The following is a 16,670-nucleotide window of genomic DNA, read 5'->3' as shown; positions in this document are numbered from 1 at the left end:
AGCGCCCCCCCGGCGGCCAGCATCAGGCCCGTCAGAACCAAAGCAGAGCGCAGCATCACGGTTGGGGCGCGCCTGCTTTCGATTTGTCTTCGGTCGATGAAAACAGGAACTTCCCGATCATCTGCATGAAATCGGCCGAGGATTTGGTGAATTTCACCGCCTCGCCCGCCGCTAGCACGCGGTCGGCGTTGCCGGGGCTGATATTCAGATAGCGCCCGCCCAGCAGCCCTTCGGCAGCGATTTCCGCCACCGTATCTTCGGGCAGTTTCACGTCGGACCGTAAGGCGAAACGCACCTGCGCGAAGAAAGTGGCTGGATCGAGCGCAATCGCCGTGACCGAGCCGACCTTGATGCCGCTCACCCGAACATCGGTACCGATGGCGAGCCCATCGGCCCGATCGAAGCGCGCCGACAGCTCATAGGCCCCGCGCGTGCCCCGGATCGACGTCGTGGTATAGGCGTACCAGCCAAAAGCCAGCGCAACGATTAGGACGAAGGCCCCAACCAGAGTTTCCACAACATTCCGCTGCATGCGCGCGCTACCCCTTTATCGAAGCGAAATCTTAGTCTTCGGGCGTCCAGGCTTCATAATCGCCGGTGGCCTTATCGCGGCGATTGCCCGCCAGCGCGTGACCGGGCGGACGATAGGCAAGCTCCGTGCCGGTGAGGTTCGGCAGATGCGGCTTTTGCCACGGGCGCACGGCGGCGCTCTTCGACGGCACGTCATCGGTCGTCTTATGCAACCAACGGTGCCACTGCGGCGGCACTTTCGAGGCTTCGGGCTCGCCCTTGTAGAGCACCCAGCGCTTCGCATCGCGCACGGAGGCCACTTTCTTTTCGCGGTAATAGCGGTTGCCGAATTCGTCTTCGCCGACCAATTCACCATTCCGCCACGTATAAAGCCGAGTACCGAGCGACATGCTATTCCCTTACGCTGTTCCTAATCGACCGTCGGGCGCGACTATGGCACTAGCCGATGGATGAATCCAGCCCCCGCAATGCACACGCTTAGGCCTCACCCGAACGCTTGAACGGCGACAAGGGCAGCAGCGCCACCATCTGTTCGGCAATCGCCGGGCGCTCCTGCTCCAGAAAATTTGCCACGGCCCGCCGAAAGCTGGGGTTGGCGATCCAATGGGCCGAGCGGGTCCGCGTCGGCAGATACCCGCGCTGCAATTTATGCTCGCCCTGAGCCCCTGCTTCCACCTTGGGCAGCCCCTCGGCGATGGCGTAATCCAGCGCGCGATAGTAGCAGAGTTCGAAGTGCAAAAAGGGCACATCGACAATTGCGCCCCAATTGCGCCCATAGAGTGTATCGGCCCCGCGCAGATTGAGCGCGCCCGCAACCGGCGTGCCGCGCCCATCTTCGGCGACGATCAAGACCACCCGTTCCGCCAGCGTCTCGGCAATCCGATCGAAGAACGGCCGCGTCAGATAAGCCGACCCCCAGCGTTTATCGACCGTTGCCAGGTAGAAATCATAAAAAGCGTCCCAATGCCGCGCCTGAATGTCCCCGCCCACGCGCGTGTGGATCGCAAGCCCGCTCGCCGCCACACTCTCGCGCTCCTTGCGGATGGCTTTGCGTTTGCGGCTGGCAAGCTCGCCCAAGAAATCATCGAAATTTCCGTAGCCCCGGTTCTGCCAGTGAAACTGATAGCCGTGGCGCTCCAGGAACCCCGCCGCCGTCAGCGCGTCCATATCGGCATCCTCGGCGAAGGTGACATGGACCGACGACAGCCCCAGGCGCGTGCCGATCTCCGCTAAGGCTTCCGCCAGCTTCTGCCGCGTCTCCATCGGCGCGTCGGGGGCTACCAGCAGGCGCGGCCCCGGCACCGGCGTAAACGGCACCCCGCCTTGCAGCTTGGGGTAATAGCTGCCGCCCGCGCGCTGAAACGCGTCGGCCCACCCCTGGTCGAAGACATATTCGCCCCAGGAATGGCCTTTCAGATAGAGCGGCACGAGCCCGACGATCCGCCCGTCCGAACTTTCGGCGACTAAATGCCGGGGCACCCAACCCGTGCGCAGGCTGACCGAGCCGCTCTCCTCCAGCGCCGCCAAAAAACGCGTGGCTGACAAAAGGATTAGCCGCGCCCGCACAGGAATCCCAAGCGGCAGCGGGAATATCGGCAATCGCGTCCACAGTGCGCACGCGAGCGACGGAAGGAACGGCAGGCTTTTCGGGCGGCATCGAAAACAACATACCTTAAGCGTGGGGGTTCGGGGCGCGCGCGGCAAGGGGGAAAGGCCCCTCAGACTGTCATAATCTCGCGCTAGAACCGGCACCATCCTCGTGTGTTCTTTTGGGAGATTATCGATGCGTGCTCTTTCGCTCTTGACCTTGCTGGGCGGCCTGTCGCTCGCCGCCGTTGCCGCCGCCCAGGCCCCGCAGACCGCGCCGAAGGTGACGATCAGCGTTTTCACCTCGACCGACGCCGGGCTGAAGGATGCCCCTTACACCCTGAAGACCTCGACCAAAGAAATGCCGCTGACCATCGGCATCGGCTCGGGGGCTTTCCGCCGCACGGGGGATGCCGCCTTGCGCTTCTACACCGTCTCCGATCGTGGCCCGAACATCGCTTGCGGCGATCTCGAAGGCTATGGCGCGAATAAGGAAGAGCTGTGCAAGGAAGCGCCGAAGAATGGCCGCGTCTACCCGCGCCCGGCCTATAGCCCGTCGATCTATCAGGTCGAACTCGACCCCGCGACCAGCACCTTCAAGCTCGTCGGCGTAACGCCGGTGAAAACCAAAAGCGGCAAACCCACCTCGGGCCTGCTTAACCCGCTGACGGTCGCCTCCACCGAAATCCCGCTCGATGGCACCGGCGCGAAGCTGAGCCAAGACGCCAATGGCATCGATATGGAAGCCATCATTGTGCTGAAAGACGGCACCATGTGGATCGGCGATGAAAACGGCCCGAGCCTGATGCAGCTCGATGCCGAAGCGCGCATTCAACGCCGCCTGGTGCCGACCGGCACCGAAAAAGATTTCGCCGCCGCCGATTATGAAACCATCGGCAGCCTGCCCGCGATTCTGACCAAGCGCAGCCTGAACCGGGGTATCGAATCGATCAGCCTGTCGCCGGACGAAGCCTCGATCTACTTCATCATGCAAAACCCGCTGGCGAACCCGGACGCGAAAACCTACCAGGGCGCGGTGAATTCCCGCCTCTATAAGCTCGATCGCGCCAGCGGCAAGCTCGTCGGCGAATGGGCCTATCCGATGGACCCGGTCGCAACCTATCCCGGCGAAAAGAGCCCGAACAACAGCACCGTCCGCATTTCCGAAATGATGGCGCTGTCGGGTGATCGGGTCGTCGTGCTGGAGCGGACGGAAAAGACCACGCGCCTCTACGAAGTGGCGCTGACCGCCGACACCAATATCCTCGGCTCAGCCTGGGACGATGTCGCAACCACGCCGTCGCTGGAAGCCACCCCGGCGGATAATCCCGCTGCCAAAGCCCTGAAGAAGACCATCCGCTTCGATAGCGCTGCCTATCCAGAAGTGCCGGTGAAGGTTGAAGGAATGGCGCTTGCGGGCGACGGTCGCCTGATGCTGATTAACGATGATGATTTCGGCATCGATGGCGGCACGACGAAGATTCTGCTGGTCGAGGGCACGGGCATCAAAATGAACTAAGGGATTAGCGCTGAATTTCAGCATAATCTTTGGATTGAAGGGGCGCTGCGGGCTGAGGCTTGGAGCGCCCCTTTTCCGTTGCTATCCTGCCGCCTCCTCCGTGCCGAGCGCGGACGCCATAAGGATGTACCGCTGAAAATGCCGACCCCTAATCCGATCACGCGCGATAGTGTGTCCTTCCCCGATCCCGCCCTGGGCACCACCCGCAGTTGGACGGCGCTGCGCTACGGCACGCCGGGCACCGGGCCGAAAGCTATATTCACGCAGGGTTACACGCCGATGAACTGCCGGGGCTCCTGCTCTGCGATCACCTCGGACGTTTGCTCGATGCGGCGGCGGCGCGCGGCGAGATTTTGGGCGAAATCATTCTGGTGCCCTTCACCAACCCGATTGGTTTAGCGCAATGGGTGAATAATACCCACGTGGGCCGGTTCGAGCTGGGCCGCGTCGGCAATTTCAATCGCGGCTATCCCGTGCTCGGGCCAGAAGTGGCCAAACGCATCGGCAATCAGCTTACCGACGATGCGGCTGACAATGTGGCGCTCATCCGTCAGACCATGCGGGAGATCCTGGCCGAGATCGAGCCGATCACCGAAATGGATCATTTGCGCGTCGCCATCCTCAGCCGCGCCATCGACGCCGATATTGCCCTTGATCTGCACTGCGACACCCGCGCCCTGATGCATCTCTATCTCGGCACGCCGCTATGGCCGGACGCGAAAGACCTTGCTGCAGATCTCGGGTCGCACGCCACCTTGCTGGCGGAAGATTCGGGCGGCTCGTCGCTGGATGAAGCGATGGGCGGCCCTTGGTGGTATCTGGCGCGCACCTTTCCCGATAAACCGATTCCGCCCGCCTGTCTCGCCACCACGGTTGAATTGCGCGGCGAAAGCGACGTGACCGACGAGCTCGCGGGCCAGGATGCCGCCGCCCTCTATCGTTTCCTGCAACGGCGCGGCGTGATTGCGGGCGACCCCGGCCCGCTCCCCGCGCTGGTGAATGACGCGACCGATCTGACCGCCTCCGACCTGCTGGTGACGCCGGTTGCAGGCGTGATGGTCTATAAGGTTGCCCTCGGCGACCGGGTAAAAAAGGGCGATGTGGTGGCCGAGATCGTCAATCCGCTCACCCACGCACGCACGCCGATTAAGGCTACCACCGATGGGTTCATTCTGGTCATGCGCGATACCCACAATGTCCGCCCCGGTTTCCAAGTTGCGAAAGTGGTCGGCACCCAGCCGCTCGCCCATCGCCAGCAGGGCTCTCTTTTGAGTGATTGAGCTACGCGCCTATCAGCCCGCGCATTTGCCGACCCTGCTGACCCTCACCCTGCCGGAGGATCAGCAGGTTTTCACCAGCACGCCCGTGCAGGTTCTCGCGCGGATCACGGGCGATCCGAACCGGAAGCCGGTGACAATCCTTGATGGGGAAACGCCCATCGGCTTATTCCTGCTCTGCGTCGGCGAACACCGGGACAAATATCTGCCGGAACCCGATCCGGCGGCGGTCGCGCTGACGGCGCTCAGCATCGATCCAGCGCGGCAGGGGCAGGGCGTCGGCTTTACGGCGATGGGCCTGCTTCCCGGCTTCGTGCGGGAAAATTATCCGGCGGCCCAGCGGCTGATCCTCGCCGTCAATCAGCGCAATCATACCGCCCTGCGGCTCTATGCCCGCGCCGGGTTTGTCATCAGCCATACGCGCGACGGCCCCGCCGGGCCGCAGTGGGTGATGGAATGCGCGTTACCGCCCGGGGAGGGTATGGAGCGGCCCGTTAGCTCCGGTTGAGCGCCAAAAACCGCCCGATATCCTGAAACTCCAGCGCGAGGGCCAACCGCCGCTCGGCGGCTTCCTCGTCCTCGCCCCATTTTTCGATCTGATAGCTCTCGTCGAGTTGGCTGAGAGCATAGGTTTCCTCGGCGCTCAAGCGACCGTCGAGCAGCGCCAAGGCCAGCACGAAAGAGCCTGCGGCGGGGGCCAAGAGAGCGAAAGCGGTCAGTTCGGCGTCGGAGAACCCGTCCAGCTTTGACCGCAACGGGGCTAAGGCCTCCGTGTCTTGCGGGATCGGCATCAACCCGTCCGTGATCGCCAGCGTCACGCCATAGGATGCGCTGAACCAATCGAGCAACGGGTTCCAGGCGTCGATCTGCCGGGCCGCGAGGGTGGCATCGTCACCGCTGCGGTAGCAGAGCAGATCACTTTCCACATAGGCCAGCGCTTCAGTGGTCACGGCCTCACGACGCGGCGCAACCCGATCCTGCTGAGTGAGGGCGAGCCGGTTGAGCGGCATCGCCAGCGGGCGGACCTCGCCGGTTTGCTCGGCCCATTCCGCCGCCAGCGCTTCGGCCAGGGCTGGGGTTGCCGCTGTCAGAATCGCGCCTGCGGGGGTGCGGACGGGTTTGCCGTCCAGGGTCACGCCGAAGCCCCCTTCTACGGGAGCGGCGGCGGCTTCCTTATAAAAACGCTTCATGCTGTCTCGTTAGTTCGAGCCGCCGAGCAACCCCTTGAAGAGGCCCTTGATCGCCCCGGCAGGATCATTGGCGGCGGGTTTGGTCGCGGGATTGATCTGGCCCGGCTGGGCCGGGGTAGTTGCCGACGGCGCGGCACTGGCGACGCGCTGGCCGCAGGGGGTGCCGGGTTGGCCGCTCGGCGCGCTGGGCGTTGCGCTCTGCTGCCCGAGTAAGGCCCCGACGATCCCGAGCGCGCCTTGCGTCTTCTGCCCGCCGACGCCCAAGGCCTGCGCCACGCCCACCGCCGCGCGCGCCGTTCCAGCGGCATCGGGGGTCACGGCGGGCTTCGCGAAACTGCCGCGCACATGGAACGGCACGGCCGCCAGTTGCGCTGGATTGCCGGGGGCAAGCTGCGGATCGAAGCTGAGATCTAGCGCCTCACTCGCCAACGACAGGCCACCGCCGCCGCGTACCGTGAGGCCGGGCGTGTCGACCGCCAATTGCTGCACGCTACCTTGTCCGCGCGCGAACTGAGCCCGCACCACGGTGCAGGTAAGCTGCGTGACATCGGCGGGTTTCAGCGACAGGAAGGTGAGGTATTTGCTCGAGAGCGCTTCCGCCGCCGAGCCGACCAACTGCCCCGGCCCGGTCGCGAAACTCACCGGCCCGTCGAAACTGGCCGCCAGCGCGCGTAAGGTTTTGCCCTCGGCGGAAATCTTGAAGCCGAGATCAGCCTTCGCCTTCAATACCGGCTCGTCGCCCAGTAGGGCCGAAAGCTGTGCCGTATCGACCCCCGCCGCCTCGCCGGTCAGCCACAGCTTGCCGTTGGGTTCGATCAGCGCTTCCAGCGCCAGTTTGCCGTCCGCCGCCGAAAAACGCAGCGGTTTGATCGCGAGTTGCCGGTTACGCAGAACAACAGCGATGCTGGCGTCTTTCACCTCACCGCGCCCGGACTTCAACCGTCCAACCGCGAGCTTCACATCGGCTTCCACCGGGGCTTGCGTGAGGGCGACCAGATCAATGGGCGTATCGGGGATCACCCGATCATCGGCCTTACCCGCGCCTGCCGGGGCCGCACTGCTGCCCGAGGCTGCCGAAGCCGGGGCTGCTGTGGGTTTGCCGAGGAAGGGCGTTAGGTCGATTTCCGGGCTGGCGAGATCCGCCGTGATGCGCGGCAGTTTTGCCGCCAGATCGACTCCCGCCCGCCCGGTGACGCGCGTTGTGCCCCAATCCAGCACCAAATCGGACACCTGGGGTGCCGTGGCCGTGCCCGCGAGCTTCGCCGTCAGCGACGCCCCGGCGTCCGGCACGAAAGCGGTTTCGAGACGGCCCAGGGCCATCAGTTGCGCCTTTAAATCCGGCGAGCGCGCCGTGACCGTCAGCCCAAAGCTCGGGCCGGTCAGATTGACCGTGCCCGTCGCCGTCGCCTCCGTTTTGCCCGTGGTCAGAACCGCGCGGGTGAGGGTGAGCTTATCCGCCGCAAACGCCGCCTGGGCCGTGAGAGTGAATTTCGGCAGCTTGTCCGGCCAGTCCGCCGAGGCGATGCCGAAGCCGGTGGCGGCTTTCTTCAAACTGGTTAGGCTTTCACCCGCGAGCGTCAGCGTACCATCGACCTGACCTTGCTGCTTGCCGAGCCCAAGCGTGCCCGCCGCCTCCAGATCGAGCCCCGCGACCTGCCCCTTCAGCTTGACCGGATAGGCCCCTTCGGCGGCAACCAGACTGGCGAGCGCGCCGATTTCCCCGGCAAGATCGAAGGGCGCATCGTTCAGCGCTGCCTTGATCGCCACCGGCACGGGCTTGCCGCCATCGGGCAGAGCGAAGCTGAGGCGGCTCAAATCGAGCCGCTGCTGGGTTTTGCCGCTGCGGTAAACAACGCGGCTATCGCTGACCAAAACTTCCTTCAGGATCGGCAGACTGTCCCCGCCGCCGCTGCGGCTCGCCGCTGGGGCCGCGCCCCCTTGCGGGGTCGAGGGCGAGGCTTCGGGCGAAAACACCCAATTGCCTTTACCCTTAGCGTCGGTCTCCAACAGAATATCGGCCTTGCTGAGCGCCAGTTTTTCGACTTGAAGCCGCCCGTTCAGAATAAGCGGCACCAGCGCCACTTGCACTTCGAGCCGCCCAATCGTTGCCATCTGCGGGCGCGAGCCGCCGGGCATATTGGCCAGCGTGACGCCTTCCACGACCAAAGCGGGGGAGAGCGAACGCGTGGAGGGTGATCGGCCCGGCCAGCGTCACGGCCCGGCCCGTCGCCGCTTGCAGTTCCGCTGCAATCCGGTCGCGGTGATCGTTGGGATCGACGAGGAACAGCAGACCGCCGACGCCGATCACGGTGAGCGCAACGCCGCCGCCCGCGACCAACAAGCCGGTTTTCAGCCAGGAGCGCGGGGCACGCGGCGGCTTCGGCGCGCTCGGCTCTTTCGGGGCGGGGCCACTCAATACGGGGCGTTCGTCCATCATGGCCTTCTCCGTCCGGTTACGTCAGATAGGGGTCGAGATCGTCCCAGGATTTCAGAATGGCGCGTGCGCCCTCTGCCATCAGCGCCTCCGGGGCGTGATAGCCCCAGTCGACGCCGAGCGCCATCGCGCCCGCCGCCCGCGCCATTTGCATATCATAGACCGTATCGCCGATCATCAACACCCGCGCCGGCACCGTCCCCGCTTCCGCCGCCGCCTGCCGGATCATCGTCGGGTCGGGCTTGCCGGGGGCGGTATCGACGGTTTGATGGGTCACGAAATGCTTATGGAAGCCGTGGGTTTCGAGAAACACCGAAACGCCGCGATTGCTCTTGCCCGTCGCGACGCCCATCAACCGCTCCTGCCGTAACAGCCGATCCAGCAGCGCTTGCGTGCCGGGGTAGAGCGGGTCTTTCGGCGGCGGCGGGGTAGCGGTGCGGCGGGCGAGATAGGCTTCCTTATAGGTTTCGGCCACGGCGTAGGGATCGACCTCGGCCAGCGCCGGGTCTTGCGCCAGTAGCCGCGCGACCCCTTCGGCCAGCGCCAACCCAACCGTATGGCGAACCGCCGCCGCGTCCGGGATCGGCAGGCCATGCCGGGCGAAGGCCGCTTCCATGCAGGCAACAATCGTGTGCTGGCTATCGACCAGCGTGCCATCGACGTCGAACAGAATCAGATCAATCGCCGCCATGCCCTTAGCTCCCTTCGGGCCGTAAAGCCGAAGTAGGCGAAGGTAGCCTTCATATGGGGCGGAAGTGGGGCCGTCACTTCCAGAAAACCACCGCGCGGGTGCGGCACTTTCAGTCGCCGGGCGTGCAGATGCAGCGAGCGCATATATTCGACGCCGTGAATGATCGCCTCGGCCCCGCCATATTTGGCATCGCCCAAGATCGGCGTGCCGATGGCGGCGCAATGGACGCGCAACTGATGGGTCCGCCCCGTGATCGGGCGCAGACGGACGAGAGCCGCGCGCGAGGCGGCATAGTCGATCACCTCATAGTCGGTAATGGCTTTTTGGCCATCCTCGCCATCCACCGCCACGCGCTCGCCCTGCGGGCTGCCCTTTTTGGCGAGGCGTAGATCAATCGTGCCTTCATTGGGCACCGGCACTTTTGCCGTGACGGCCCAATAGATCTTCTCAGTTTCACGGTCTTTGAACGCCGCCGCCAGCTTGCTCGCCGCAAGCGCCGTGCGGGCCAGTACGAGAATGCCGGAGGTATCTTTATCGAGCCGATGCACGAGGCGCGGGCGCTCGTTCAACTCGAACTTCAGCGCGTCCAGCATGCCATCGAGATGCCGCGTCGTGCCGGTGCCGCCCTGGACCGCAAGGCCGGTCGGCTTATTGAGAACGATCACATCCTCGTCGCGGTGGAGCACCATCTGCTGCAAATCTTTGGCGACGTGCGGATCGATGGGGCGCGGCGGCGGCGGACCGTCGAGATCGCCCAACGGCGGGACGCGGATAGTCTGGCCGGGTTCCAGCCGCTCCGAGCCTTCGACGCGCTTGCCGTCGAGGCGGATTTGCCCGGTGCGCATCAGCTTCGACAGCCGCCCGAACGGCAGTTCCGGGTAATGACGCTTGAACCAGCGGTCGATCCGAATATCCGCCTCATCCTGGCTGACGGTGCGTTGTTCGACCGACATGACTTTACTCCTTAACCCCAGAGCCTGATAACGGCGGCTCCTACCCTCACCCCGGCATACCCCAAGGCAACCGATCCCGCCAGATACATCAACGCAGCCCCACTATCCCCCCGGTCGATCAAGCCCGAGGCATCGAGCCCAAAGGCCGAAAAACGTGGTGAAGCCGCCAAGGAGGCCCGTAGTGAAAAACAGCCGCGTATCGGAGGAGACCGGCAGCGGCCCGGTGAACAGCGCCGTCAGCAGCCCCATCAGAAAACAGCCGAGCAAATTCACCGACAGCGTGCCCCACGGAAACCCGGTCCCGAGCCAACGCCCGACGCCGAGCACCATCAGATAGCGCGCCGCCGAGCCCAATCCGCCCCCCAAAGCCACCAGTAGAACCGACTTCATTCGCCCCCCTCCTGGCGCTTCGCCCGCAGCTTGTCCCAATACTCCAGCCGCTTGCGAATCTCGCGCTCGAAGCCGCGTTCGGGCGGATCGTAAAAGCGCGTGCGCGGCAGGTTCTCGGGGAAGTAATTCTGCCCGGAAAACCCATCGGCCGTATCGTGATCGTAGGCATAGCCCGCGCCATAGCCGATATCCTTCATCAGCCGCGTCGGCGCGTTGAGAATATGTTTGGGCGGCATCATCGAGCCGGTATCGCGCGCGGCCTTGGCGGCATTCTTGAAAGCCCGGTAGGTGGCGTTCGATTTGGGGGCGGTCGCCAGATAGACCACGGCTTGGGCCAGCGCCAATTCCCCTTCCGGCGAGCCGAGCTTATCGTAAGCGTCCCAGGCGGCAATCGCCTGGGGGAGCGCCAGCGGATCGGCCAGCCCAATATCTTCCGCCGCAAAGCGCGTCAGTCGCCGGGCGATGAAATGCGGGTCTTCCCCGCCCAGCAGCATGCGCTGAAACCAATAGAGCGCCGCATCCACGTCCGAGCCGCGCAGCGACTTATGCAACGCCGAGATGAGATTATAATGCTCCTCCCGGTCCTTATCGTAGAGCGGCGCGCGCTTTTGGACCGACGCCAGCAGCCCTGCCGAATCGAGCGGCGGCAGGTCTTTTAGCGCGAATAAAGCTTCGGCAAGATTGAGCAGATAGCGCCCGTCGCCATCGGCCAAGGTCAGCAACAGCTCGCGCGCTTCCACCGTCAGCGGCAGCGGCTGGCCGGTCAACGCTTCGGCGCGGTCCAACAGCAGCGCCATGCCTTTTTCCTCAAGGCGCTTCAGCACGAAGACCTGCGCCCGCGACAGCACGGCGGCATTCAGGGAGAAGGAGGGATTCTCCGTCGTCGCGCCGACCAGAATAACGGTGCCATCCTCCACCACCGGCAAAAACCCGTCCTGCTGGGACCGGTTGAAGCGGTGGATTTCGTCGATGAACAGCAGCGTCCCCTTGCCCTGCGCGCGCCGCTTCGCCGCCGCCTCGAACAGTTTGCGCAACTCGGCAATGCCGGACATGACCGCCGACAGCGGCTCGAAGGTCAGCCCGGCTTCCGCCGCTAACAACCGCGCCAAGGTGGTCTTACCGCAGCCGGGCGGCCCCCAGAGGATCATCGAGCCCAAGCGTTTGGCCGCCAGCATCCGCCCGATCGGGCCACTCGGTCCCAACAAATGATCCTGCCCCACCACGTCGGCAAGCTTCGCCGGGCGCAAGCGGTCGGCGAGCGGCTGGGTGTCGGCTACGACGGGGGGGAAGAGATCGGTCATTGGGTTGCCGTTGCCTCAGATGACTGAGCGAGCGGCAGACCATCCAAGAAGGAACGAAACGCGGATAGAGGCAGCGCAAAGGTTCCATCCCAAGTCTGCCCGACGGCTTGCCGTGGACCAAGGATAATCCCGAGAAGCAGGCCATCCGCGCTGACGAGCGCCCCCCCATTTCCCGGCACCTCGGTCGCCGTATCAATCTTGGTTACAATGCGACCCGGCCCCGTCGCCGGATGAAAATTTGCGTTTTCGATGGCCCCTACGGCTGTCTTCGGGGCAATAAAATCGAGCATACTCACCGAAAGAACACGGTCACCATTTTTGGGCTGTCGGTGCAGGGCGAGCGGGATTGGCGTCAAGATTTGCCCATCAGTCTCCACTTGCAGCAAAACCAAATCGGTTATTGGATCGGCACGGATTTCTCGCGCAGGAAAGCCAAAGCCCTCGTGGGTAACAACCCTGATCGTCTCCATACCCTCCAAAGAGCGACGGAACGTCAGAACATGCCCCGCAGCCGAAACGATAACCCCCGAGGTTAGCCTGAGATGATGCGAGACCATACGCCGCGCAGGCTTATCGCCGGACGGTAAGGTCTCTGTGGTTGGTGCCCAGACTGTCGTTTCGGCCTTTATTGTTACGATAGACGGCATGGTTTGCCGGATCAAAGCCACGTCAGTGAGCCCCGTCGATGGGCGCGCCGATGAATCGGTATCGGGCGTGGCACAAGCCGCCAGCCCCAACATCATCAGTATGCCGATCCGCTTGAACATCTATCTGCCCTTTCGCCCTACTTCTTCCCAAACGTATCCGTCAGCACCTCGTCACCGCGTTTGATGGTGATGCGCCAAGTTTTGGCCGCGCCCGAGAGCGGTTACGGCGTCGCCGACGCTGGCAATCTGAGTGCCGTTCACCTGTTGCAGCAGATCGCCGGGCTGGAAGCCGACGCGCGCCGCCGGGCTTCGGGCTACGATATCCACAAGAATCACGCCGCGCGAGGGGCCGGGGATGCCCATCTCCTCCACCAGGGCGGGCGAGAGATTGGCGATAGTGGCCCCGGCGAGCGGCTGTTGCCCCTTCAACAAAGTCGCCTCGCGCTTCGGGGTCTCCGGCGGCGCGATCAGCTTGGCGCTGGCGGTGATCGACTGGCCCCGGCGCACAATCGTAAAGCTGGCCGTTTCACCAATCGGCTGGGTGGCGATGCGGAAGCGCAGGGCTTCGGGATCGGGTACGTCATTGCCGTTGAAGGCGGTAATCACGTCGCCTGCGCGAATGCCCGCTTGGGCCGCCGGGCTCTCCGGGTGGACTTCGGCGATCAAGACCCCCGAGGGCCGCGACAGGCCAAGACTGGCCGCCACGTCCTGCGTCACCGGCTGGCCGGAACCACCGAACCAGGCACGGACGATCTTGCCGTTGCGCGCCGCATCATCCGACAGCACCGTGCGCACCATATTCGCCGGAATGGCAAAGCCGATGCCAATCGAGCCGCCCGAACGCGAATAGATGGCGGTATTGATGCCCGCAAGCCGCCCGTCCATCGTCACCAACGCGCCGCCGGAATTGCCAGGGTTGATGGCGGCGTCGGTCTGGATGAAGAAATTATAGTCGGTGATCCCGGCATTGGTGCGCGCCAGCGCCGAGACGATCCCTTGCGTCACGGTCTGCCCGACGCCGAAGGGATTGCCGATGGCCAGCACCAAATCGCCGACCTGCAACTGGTCGCTATCGATCAACGGGAGCACCGGCAGCACTTCCTTACCGGCATCGATCTTCAAGACGGCAAGATCAACCCGCTCGTCCGAACGCACCAGTTTCGCGTCGAACTCGCGCCGGTCGGCCAGAACCACGCTAATTTCATCGGCGTCTTTGATGACGTGGTAATTCGTCACCACCAGCCCGTCAGCCCGAAGGATGACGCCGGAGCCGAGCGAGTTTTGCACCCGCTCCCGGCTGGGGCCGACCGGCAGTCGGTCGCCGAAGAACTGGCGGAAGAAGGGATCGTTCAAGAGAGGCGACAGCGCCGCCTGCTCGCGCACGCGCTTCTTGGTGTAGATATTCACCACGGCGGGCGCGGCCTGTTTGACCACGGGGGCGAAGGACAGGCTGACCTGTTCCCGGCTTTGCGGCGCGATCCGCTGCGGCGTTTTGCGCGGCAGCACTCCCGATAGCAAGCGCGAAACTCAGCGATAGCGCGAACAGGTTTAGCTTTTTTACCACCATTTTTTCCCTCTCTGTGCCAAGCTTACGGGCAAGAACAACCAAGATCCGGGAGGAAGAGGTCGAAACCATGTCCGAAGCCCATGCGGCCCTCATTGGGCAATTCTATAGCAGTTTCCAGGCGCGCCAAGCCCAGGCGATGGCCGAGTGTTACCATCCCGAGGTCGTGTTTAGCGACCCCGTCTTTCCGCGCCTCGTCGGCGGGGAGGCGGGCGATATGTGGGCGATGCTGCTGGCGCGTGCAAGCGATCTCGATATTAGCTTTAGCGACATCAAGGCCGATGCGCACGAAGGGGCGGTCCATTGGGTCGCCCGCTACAGTTTCTCCGCCACCAAACGGCCCGTGGAGAATCGGGTTTCGGCGCGCTTCACCTTCCAAGACGGGAAGATCATTCGCCATATCGACAGCTTCAACCTGTGGCGCTGGTCGGCCCAGGCCCTCGGCCCTATGGGGCTGGTGTTGGGATGGAGCCCGCTGGTGCAGGGCAAAATCCGCCGCCAGGCCGCCGAGGGGCTGAAGCGCTATCAGGCAAAGCAGGGGGGCTAAACAAAGACGGCGGCCCTGGAGCCGCCGTCTTCTTCCTCAGGATCGAAGCCGGTTACGCCGCTTCAGACCCGACCCGGTGCAGTTGATCGACGAAGACCGTTACCGCCGTTTGCAGCCCTGCTGCCCGCTGGCGCAAATCGCTCGCCACGGTTTGCAAGGCCCCCGCCGCGCCGTTGATCGAACTCGTCGTTTTCGACATAGCGCTGACATGGTCCGTTACCTGATGGGTGCCCGTTGCGGCCTGCTGGACATTGCGGGCGATTTCGTCCGTCGCCGCGCCCTGCTGTTCCACGGCAGCGGCAACCGAGGTGGCGATTTCGCTGATCTGTTCGATCGTGCCCGAAATGCCGCCAATGGTAGCAACCACATGGTTGGTTTCGGCCTGGATACCGGCGATTTGAGTTTGGATTTCGTCGGTGGCTTTGGCCGTTTGCGCCGCGAGGTTTTTCACTTCCGAGGCCACGACCGCAAAGCCCTTGCCCGCTTCCCCAGCCCGCGCCGCCTCGATGGTGGCATTCAGCGCCAGCAGATTGGTTTGTCCGGCGATATCGTTAATCAGCCGAACCACTTCGCCGATCCGGTCCGCCGAGCGGGCGAGTTCCTGCACGGTGGCATTGGTTGCGGTCGCTTCCGTCACGCCGCGCCCAGCGGTATCCGCCGCCCGCGCCATCTGCCGCGAAATATCGCGGATAGAACCCGACAGTTCCTCTGCCGCCGCGGCGACCGTACCGACATTATTGGAGGCGGTTTCCGCCGTGTTCAAAATCGTCCGGCTATTGGCTTCGGCCGCCGAAACCGAGCCCTTCAACTCATCGACGCGCTGAAGCATGAAATCCGCCGCCTCACCAATGCTGCGCGACAGCGCTTCCATTTCGCTGGAAAAATGCGCGGTGGCGGTTTCGATAGCCGAGCGGCGTTCCTGGGCGCGCTGGGCTTCAATCGCCGCCGCTTCCATCTGCGCGGTTTGATCGATGGTGGCCACGCGGAAACTATCGACCGCGCGGGCCAGCGCGCCGATTTCATCCTCGCGCTCGGTATAGGCGACCGCTGTTTTCACATCCCCCGCTTCAACCGCCTCAATCCGGTCGCGCAAGACGCTCAGGCGTTTGACTTCCCGGCCCAAGGCGAACCACAGCACAAGCCCAGACAGCACGAGCATGCCGAGGGCAATAGCGCCCTGCTGCCACACGATCACGTCAACGGCTTCCATGAAATTCTTCGCCAGCATGCCAAGGCCGATCGCGCCAATGACTTTGCCATTCACATCTTTGATTGGCTCATACGCGACGTAATAAACTGCAGCGCCGGTTCCCGAAGTGCCGCGATAGGATTTTCCTTCGCCCAAAACTGCCGTTTTGATCGGACCATCGGCCATTTTGACGCCCGTTTGACGCTTACCGTCCGGAAAACGCAGACTGGTAGAGACGCGGGTGTCGCCAACCAAGATAGACATAACCGCGCCGGTCGCCGCCGTTACCCGGTCGGTCGCCGCCGTATCTTCCGCCGTGACCGTGTAATCGCCGATCATCATCTTACCATCGACAAGGCGGTAGTCTTTGCCATATTGCGCTAAGACATCCCGAAAAACACGAAAGGCCGAATCGACTGAGGCTTTTCCAAGTCGATCAAACTCATCTATCGCCCGGTACATGCCGTAACCACTGGTTAGCGCAATACCCAAGGTACAAACTGCGACCGAGATTAAAAAAATCCGCCCCGAAACGCCCAATTTCAGCCGCCAGCGTTTTGCTGCACCCACCATAATCATTCATTCCCCTTCTGGGGGTCCTGTCGTGCGGTCCGGGATTTTTCTTACGAAAAGGGAAGGATAGACACACCACATCAACCCATAGCGATGATCCGTTATAAAATCTCGAATCCTAATATTATATTAAGCAGCTCAGTAATTTTCGTAACGTTTCGAGCTTACACTGTTAAGTGTCTAATCTCAGTTTCTCGATATAATTGTAGAATTCTATCTATATTTCCCTAATCAAGGTTTTAGTCATAATTAGAATTATTAAATATCCAAGAGCCAT

General features: G+C 63.2%; 16 protein-coding genes. 4 read left to right on the top strand and 12 right to left on the bottom strand.

Going from position 1 to position 16,670, the window contains the following annotated elements:
• Positions 1-55: 55 nt before the first annotated feature.
• The 3 genes from mlaD to VZ95_RS02660 form a co-directional block, all read right to left on the bottom strand.
• The gene (gene mlaD, locus VZ95_RS02670; RefSeq protein WP_045774500.1) at positions 56-532 is read right to left on the bottom strand and encodes an outer membrane lipid asymmetry maintenance protein MlaD; all 477 of its coding nucleotides are present in this window, start codon (positions 530-532) and stop codon (positions 56-58) included.
• Positions 533-563: 31 nt separating this feature from the next.
• Entirely contained in the window at positions 564-920 is a 357-nt protein-coding gene (locus VZ95_RS02665) for an NADH:ubiquinone oxidoreductase subunit NDUFA12 (protein ID WP_045774499.1), read from the bottom strand.
• Positions 921-1,008: 88 nt separating this feature from the next.
• Entirely contained in the window at positions 1,009-2,076 is a 1,068-nt protein-coding gene (locus VZ95_RS02660) for a GNAT family N-acetyltransferase (RefSeq protein ID WP_456297670.1), read from the bottom strand.
• A 238-nt stretch (positions 2,077-2,314) separates the two neighbouring features.
• Between VZ95_RS02660 and VZ95_RS02655 the strand changes: the two genes are divergently transcribed.
• The 3 genes from VZ95_RS02655 (at position 2,315) to VZ95_RS02645 (ending at position 5,422) form a co-directional block, all read left to right on the top strand.
• Positions 2,315-3,637 (top strand): esterase-like activity of phytase family protein, encoded by a 1,323-nt coding sequence (locus VZ95_RS02655; protein WP_045774498.1) that lies wholly within the window; start codon positions 2,315-2,317, stop codon positions 3,635-3,637.
• A 209-nt stretch (positions 3,638-3,846) separates the two neighbouring features.
• The gene (locus tag VZ95_RS02650; RefSeq protein ID WP_052711425.1) at positions 3,847-4,917 is read left to right on the top strand and encodes a succinylglutamate desuccinylase/aspartoacylase family protein; all 1,071 of its coding nucleotides are present in this window, start codon (positions 3,847-3,849) and stop codon (positions 4,915-4,917) included.
• Positions 4,910-5,422 (top strand): GNAT family N-acetyltransferase, encoded by a 513-nt coding sequence (locus VZ95_RS02645; protein ID WP_045774497.1) that lies wholly within the window; start codon positions 4,910-4,912, stop codon positions 5,420-5,422. Before VZ95_RS02650 ends, VZ95_RS02645 begins: the two co-directional genes overlap by 8 nt.
• On the opposite strand, the gene VZ95_RS02640 is transcribed toward VZ95_RS02645, so the two are convergent.
• The 8 genes from VZ95_RS02640 to VZ95_RS02605 all read right to left on the bottom strand — a co-directional run bounded on the left by VZ95_RS02640 (position 5,409) and on the right by VZ95_RS02605 (position 14,026).
• A complete protein-coding gene (locus VZ95_RS02640; protein ID WP_045774496.1) occupies positions 5,409-6,104 on the bottom strand; it encodes an ATP12 family chaperone protein in 696 nt (231 codons plus the stop codon). The genes VZ95_RS02645 and VZ95_RS02640 overlap by 14 nt on opposite strands.
• 9 nt (positions 6,105-6,113) lie before the next feature.
• Positions 6,114-8,240: an AsmA family protein gene (locus VZ95_RS02635; RefSeq protein ID WP_156994986.1), complete on the bottom strand. Its 2,127-nt coding sequence runs from the start codon at positions 8,238-8,240 to the stop codon at positions 6,114-6,116.
• A 317-nt stretch (positions 8,241-8,557) separates the two neighbouring features.
• On the bottom strand, positions 8,558-9,229 hold the full coding sequence (locus VZ95_RS02630) for an HAD-IA family hydrolase (protein WP_156994984.1): 672 nt from the start codon (positions 9,227-9,229) through the stop codon (positions 8,558-8,560).
• On the bottom strand, positions 9,211-10,182 hold the full coding sequence (locus VZ95_RS02625) for an RluA family pseudouridine synthase (protein WP_045774494.1): 972 nt from the start codon (positions 10,180-10,182) through the stop codon (positions 9,211-9,213). The genes VZ95_RS02630 and VZ95_RS02625 overlap by 19 nt, the downstream gene beginning before the upstream one ends.
• A 102-nt stretch (positions 10,183-10,284) precedes the next feature.
• Positions 10,285-10,572, bottom strand: coding sequence for a fluoride efflux transporter FluC (locus tag VZ95_RS02620; RefSeq protein WP_198148050.1), 288 nt, complete (start codon positions 10,570-10,572; stop codon positions 10,285-10,287).
• A complete protein-coding gene (locus VZ95_RS02615; protein ID WP_045774493.1) occupies positions 10,569-11,873 on the bottom strand; it encodes a replication-associated recombination protein A in 1,305 nt (434 codons plus the stop codon). Before VZ95_RS02615 ends, VZ95_RS02620 begins: the two co-directional genes overlap by 4 nt.
• A complete protein-coding gene (locus VZ95_RS02610; RefSeq protein WP_045774492.1) occupies positions 11,870-12,640 on the bottom strand; it encodes a S1C family serine protease in 771 nt (256 codons plus the stop codon). Before VZ95_RS02610 ends, VZ95_RS02615 begins: the two co-directional genes overlap by 4 nt.
• Before the next feature lie 51 nt (positions 12,641-12,691).
• A complete protein-coding gene (locus tag VZ95_RS02605; RefSeq protein WP_232302450.1) occupies positions 12,692-14,026 on the bottom strand; it encodes a DegQ family serine endoprotease in 1,335 nt (444 codons plus the stop codon).
• 128 nt (positions 14,027-14,154) lie between these two features.
• Between VZ95_RS02605 and VZ95_RS02600 the strand changes: the two genes are divergently transcribed.
• Positions 14,155-14,631, top strand: a complete 477-nt coding sequence (locus VZ95_RS02600; RefSeq protein ID WP_045774491.1) for a nuclear transport factor 2 family protein — start codon at positions 14,155-14,157, stop codon at positions 14,629-14,631.
• 52 nt (positions 14,632-14,683) lie between these two features.
• Here the strand turns inward: VZ95_RS02600 and VZ95_RS02595 are convergent, their stop codons facing one another.
• Positions 14,684-16,399 carry a methyl-accepting chemotaxis protein gene (locus VZ95_RS02595; protein WP_052711424.1) on the bottom strand — a complete coding sequence of 572 codons (1,716 nt, stop codon included), beginning with the start codon at positions 16,397-16,399 and terminating at the stop codon, positions 14,684-14,686.
• Positions 16,400-16,670 lie beyond the last annotated feature (271 nt).

The sequence above is a fragment of the Elstera litoralis genome (genome assembly GCF_000963705.1).
Taxonomy (GTDB): Bacteria; Pseudomonadota; Alphaproteobacteria; order Elsterales; family Elsteraceae; genus Elstera; species Elstera litoralis.
Note: the sequence above shows the minus strand (reverse complement) of the source record. Positions and strands in the feature narration are given on the sequence as shown.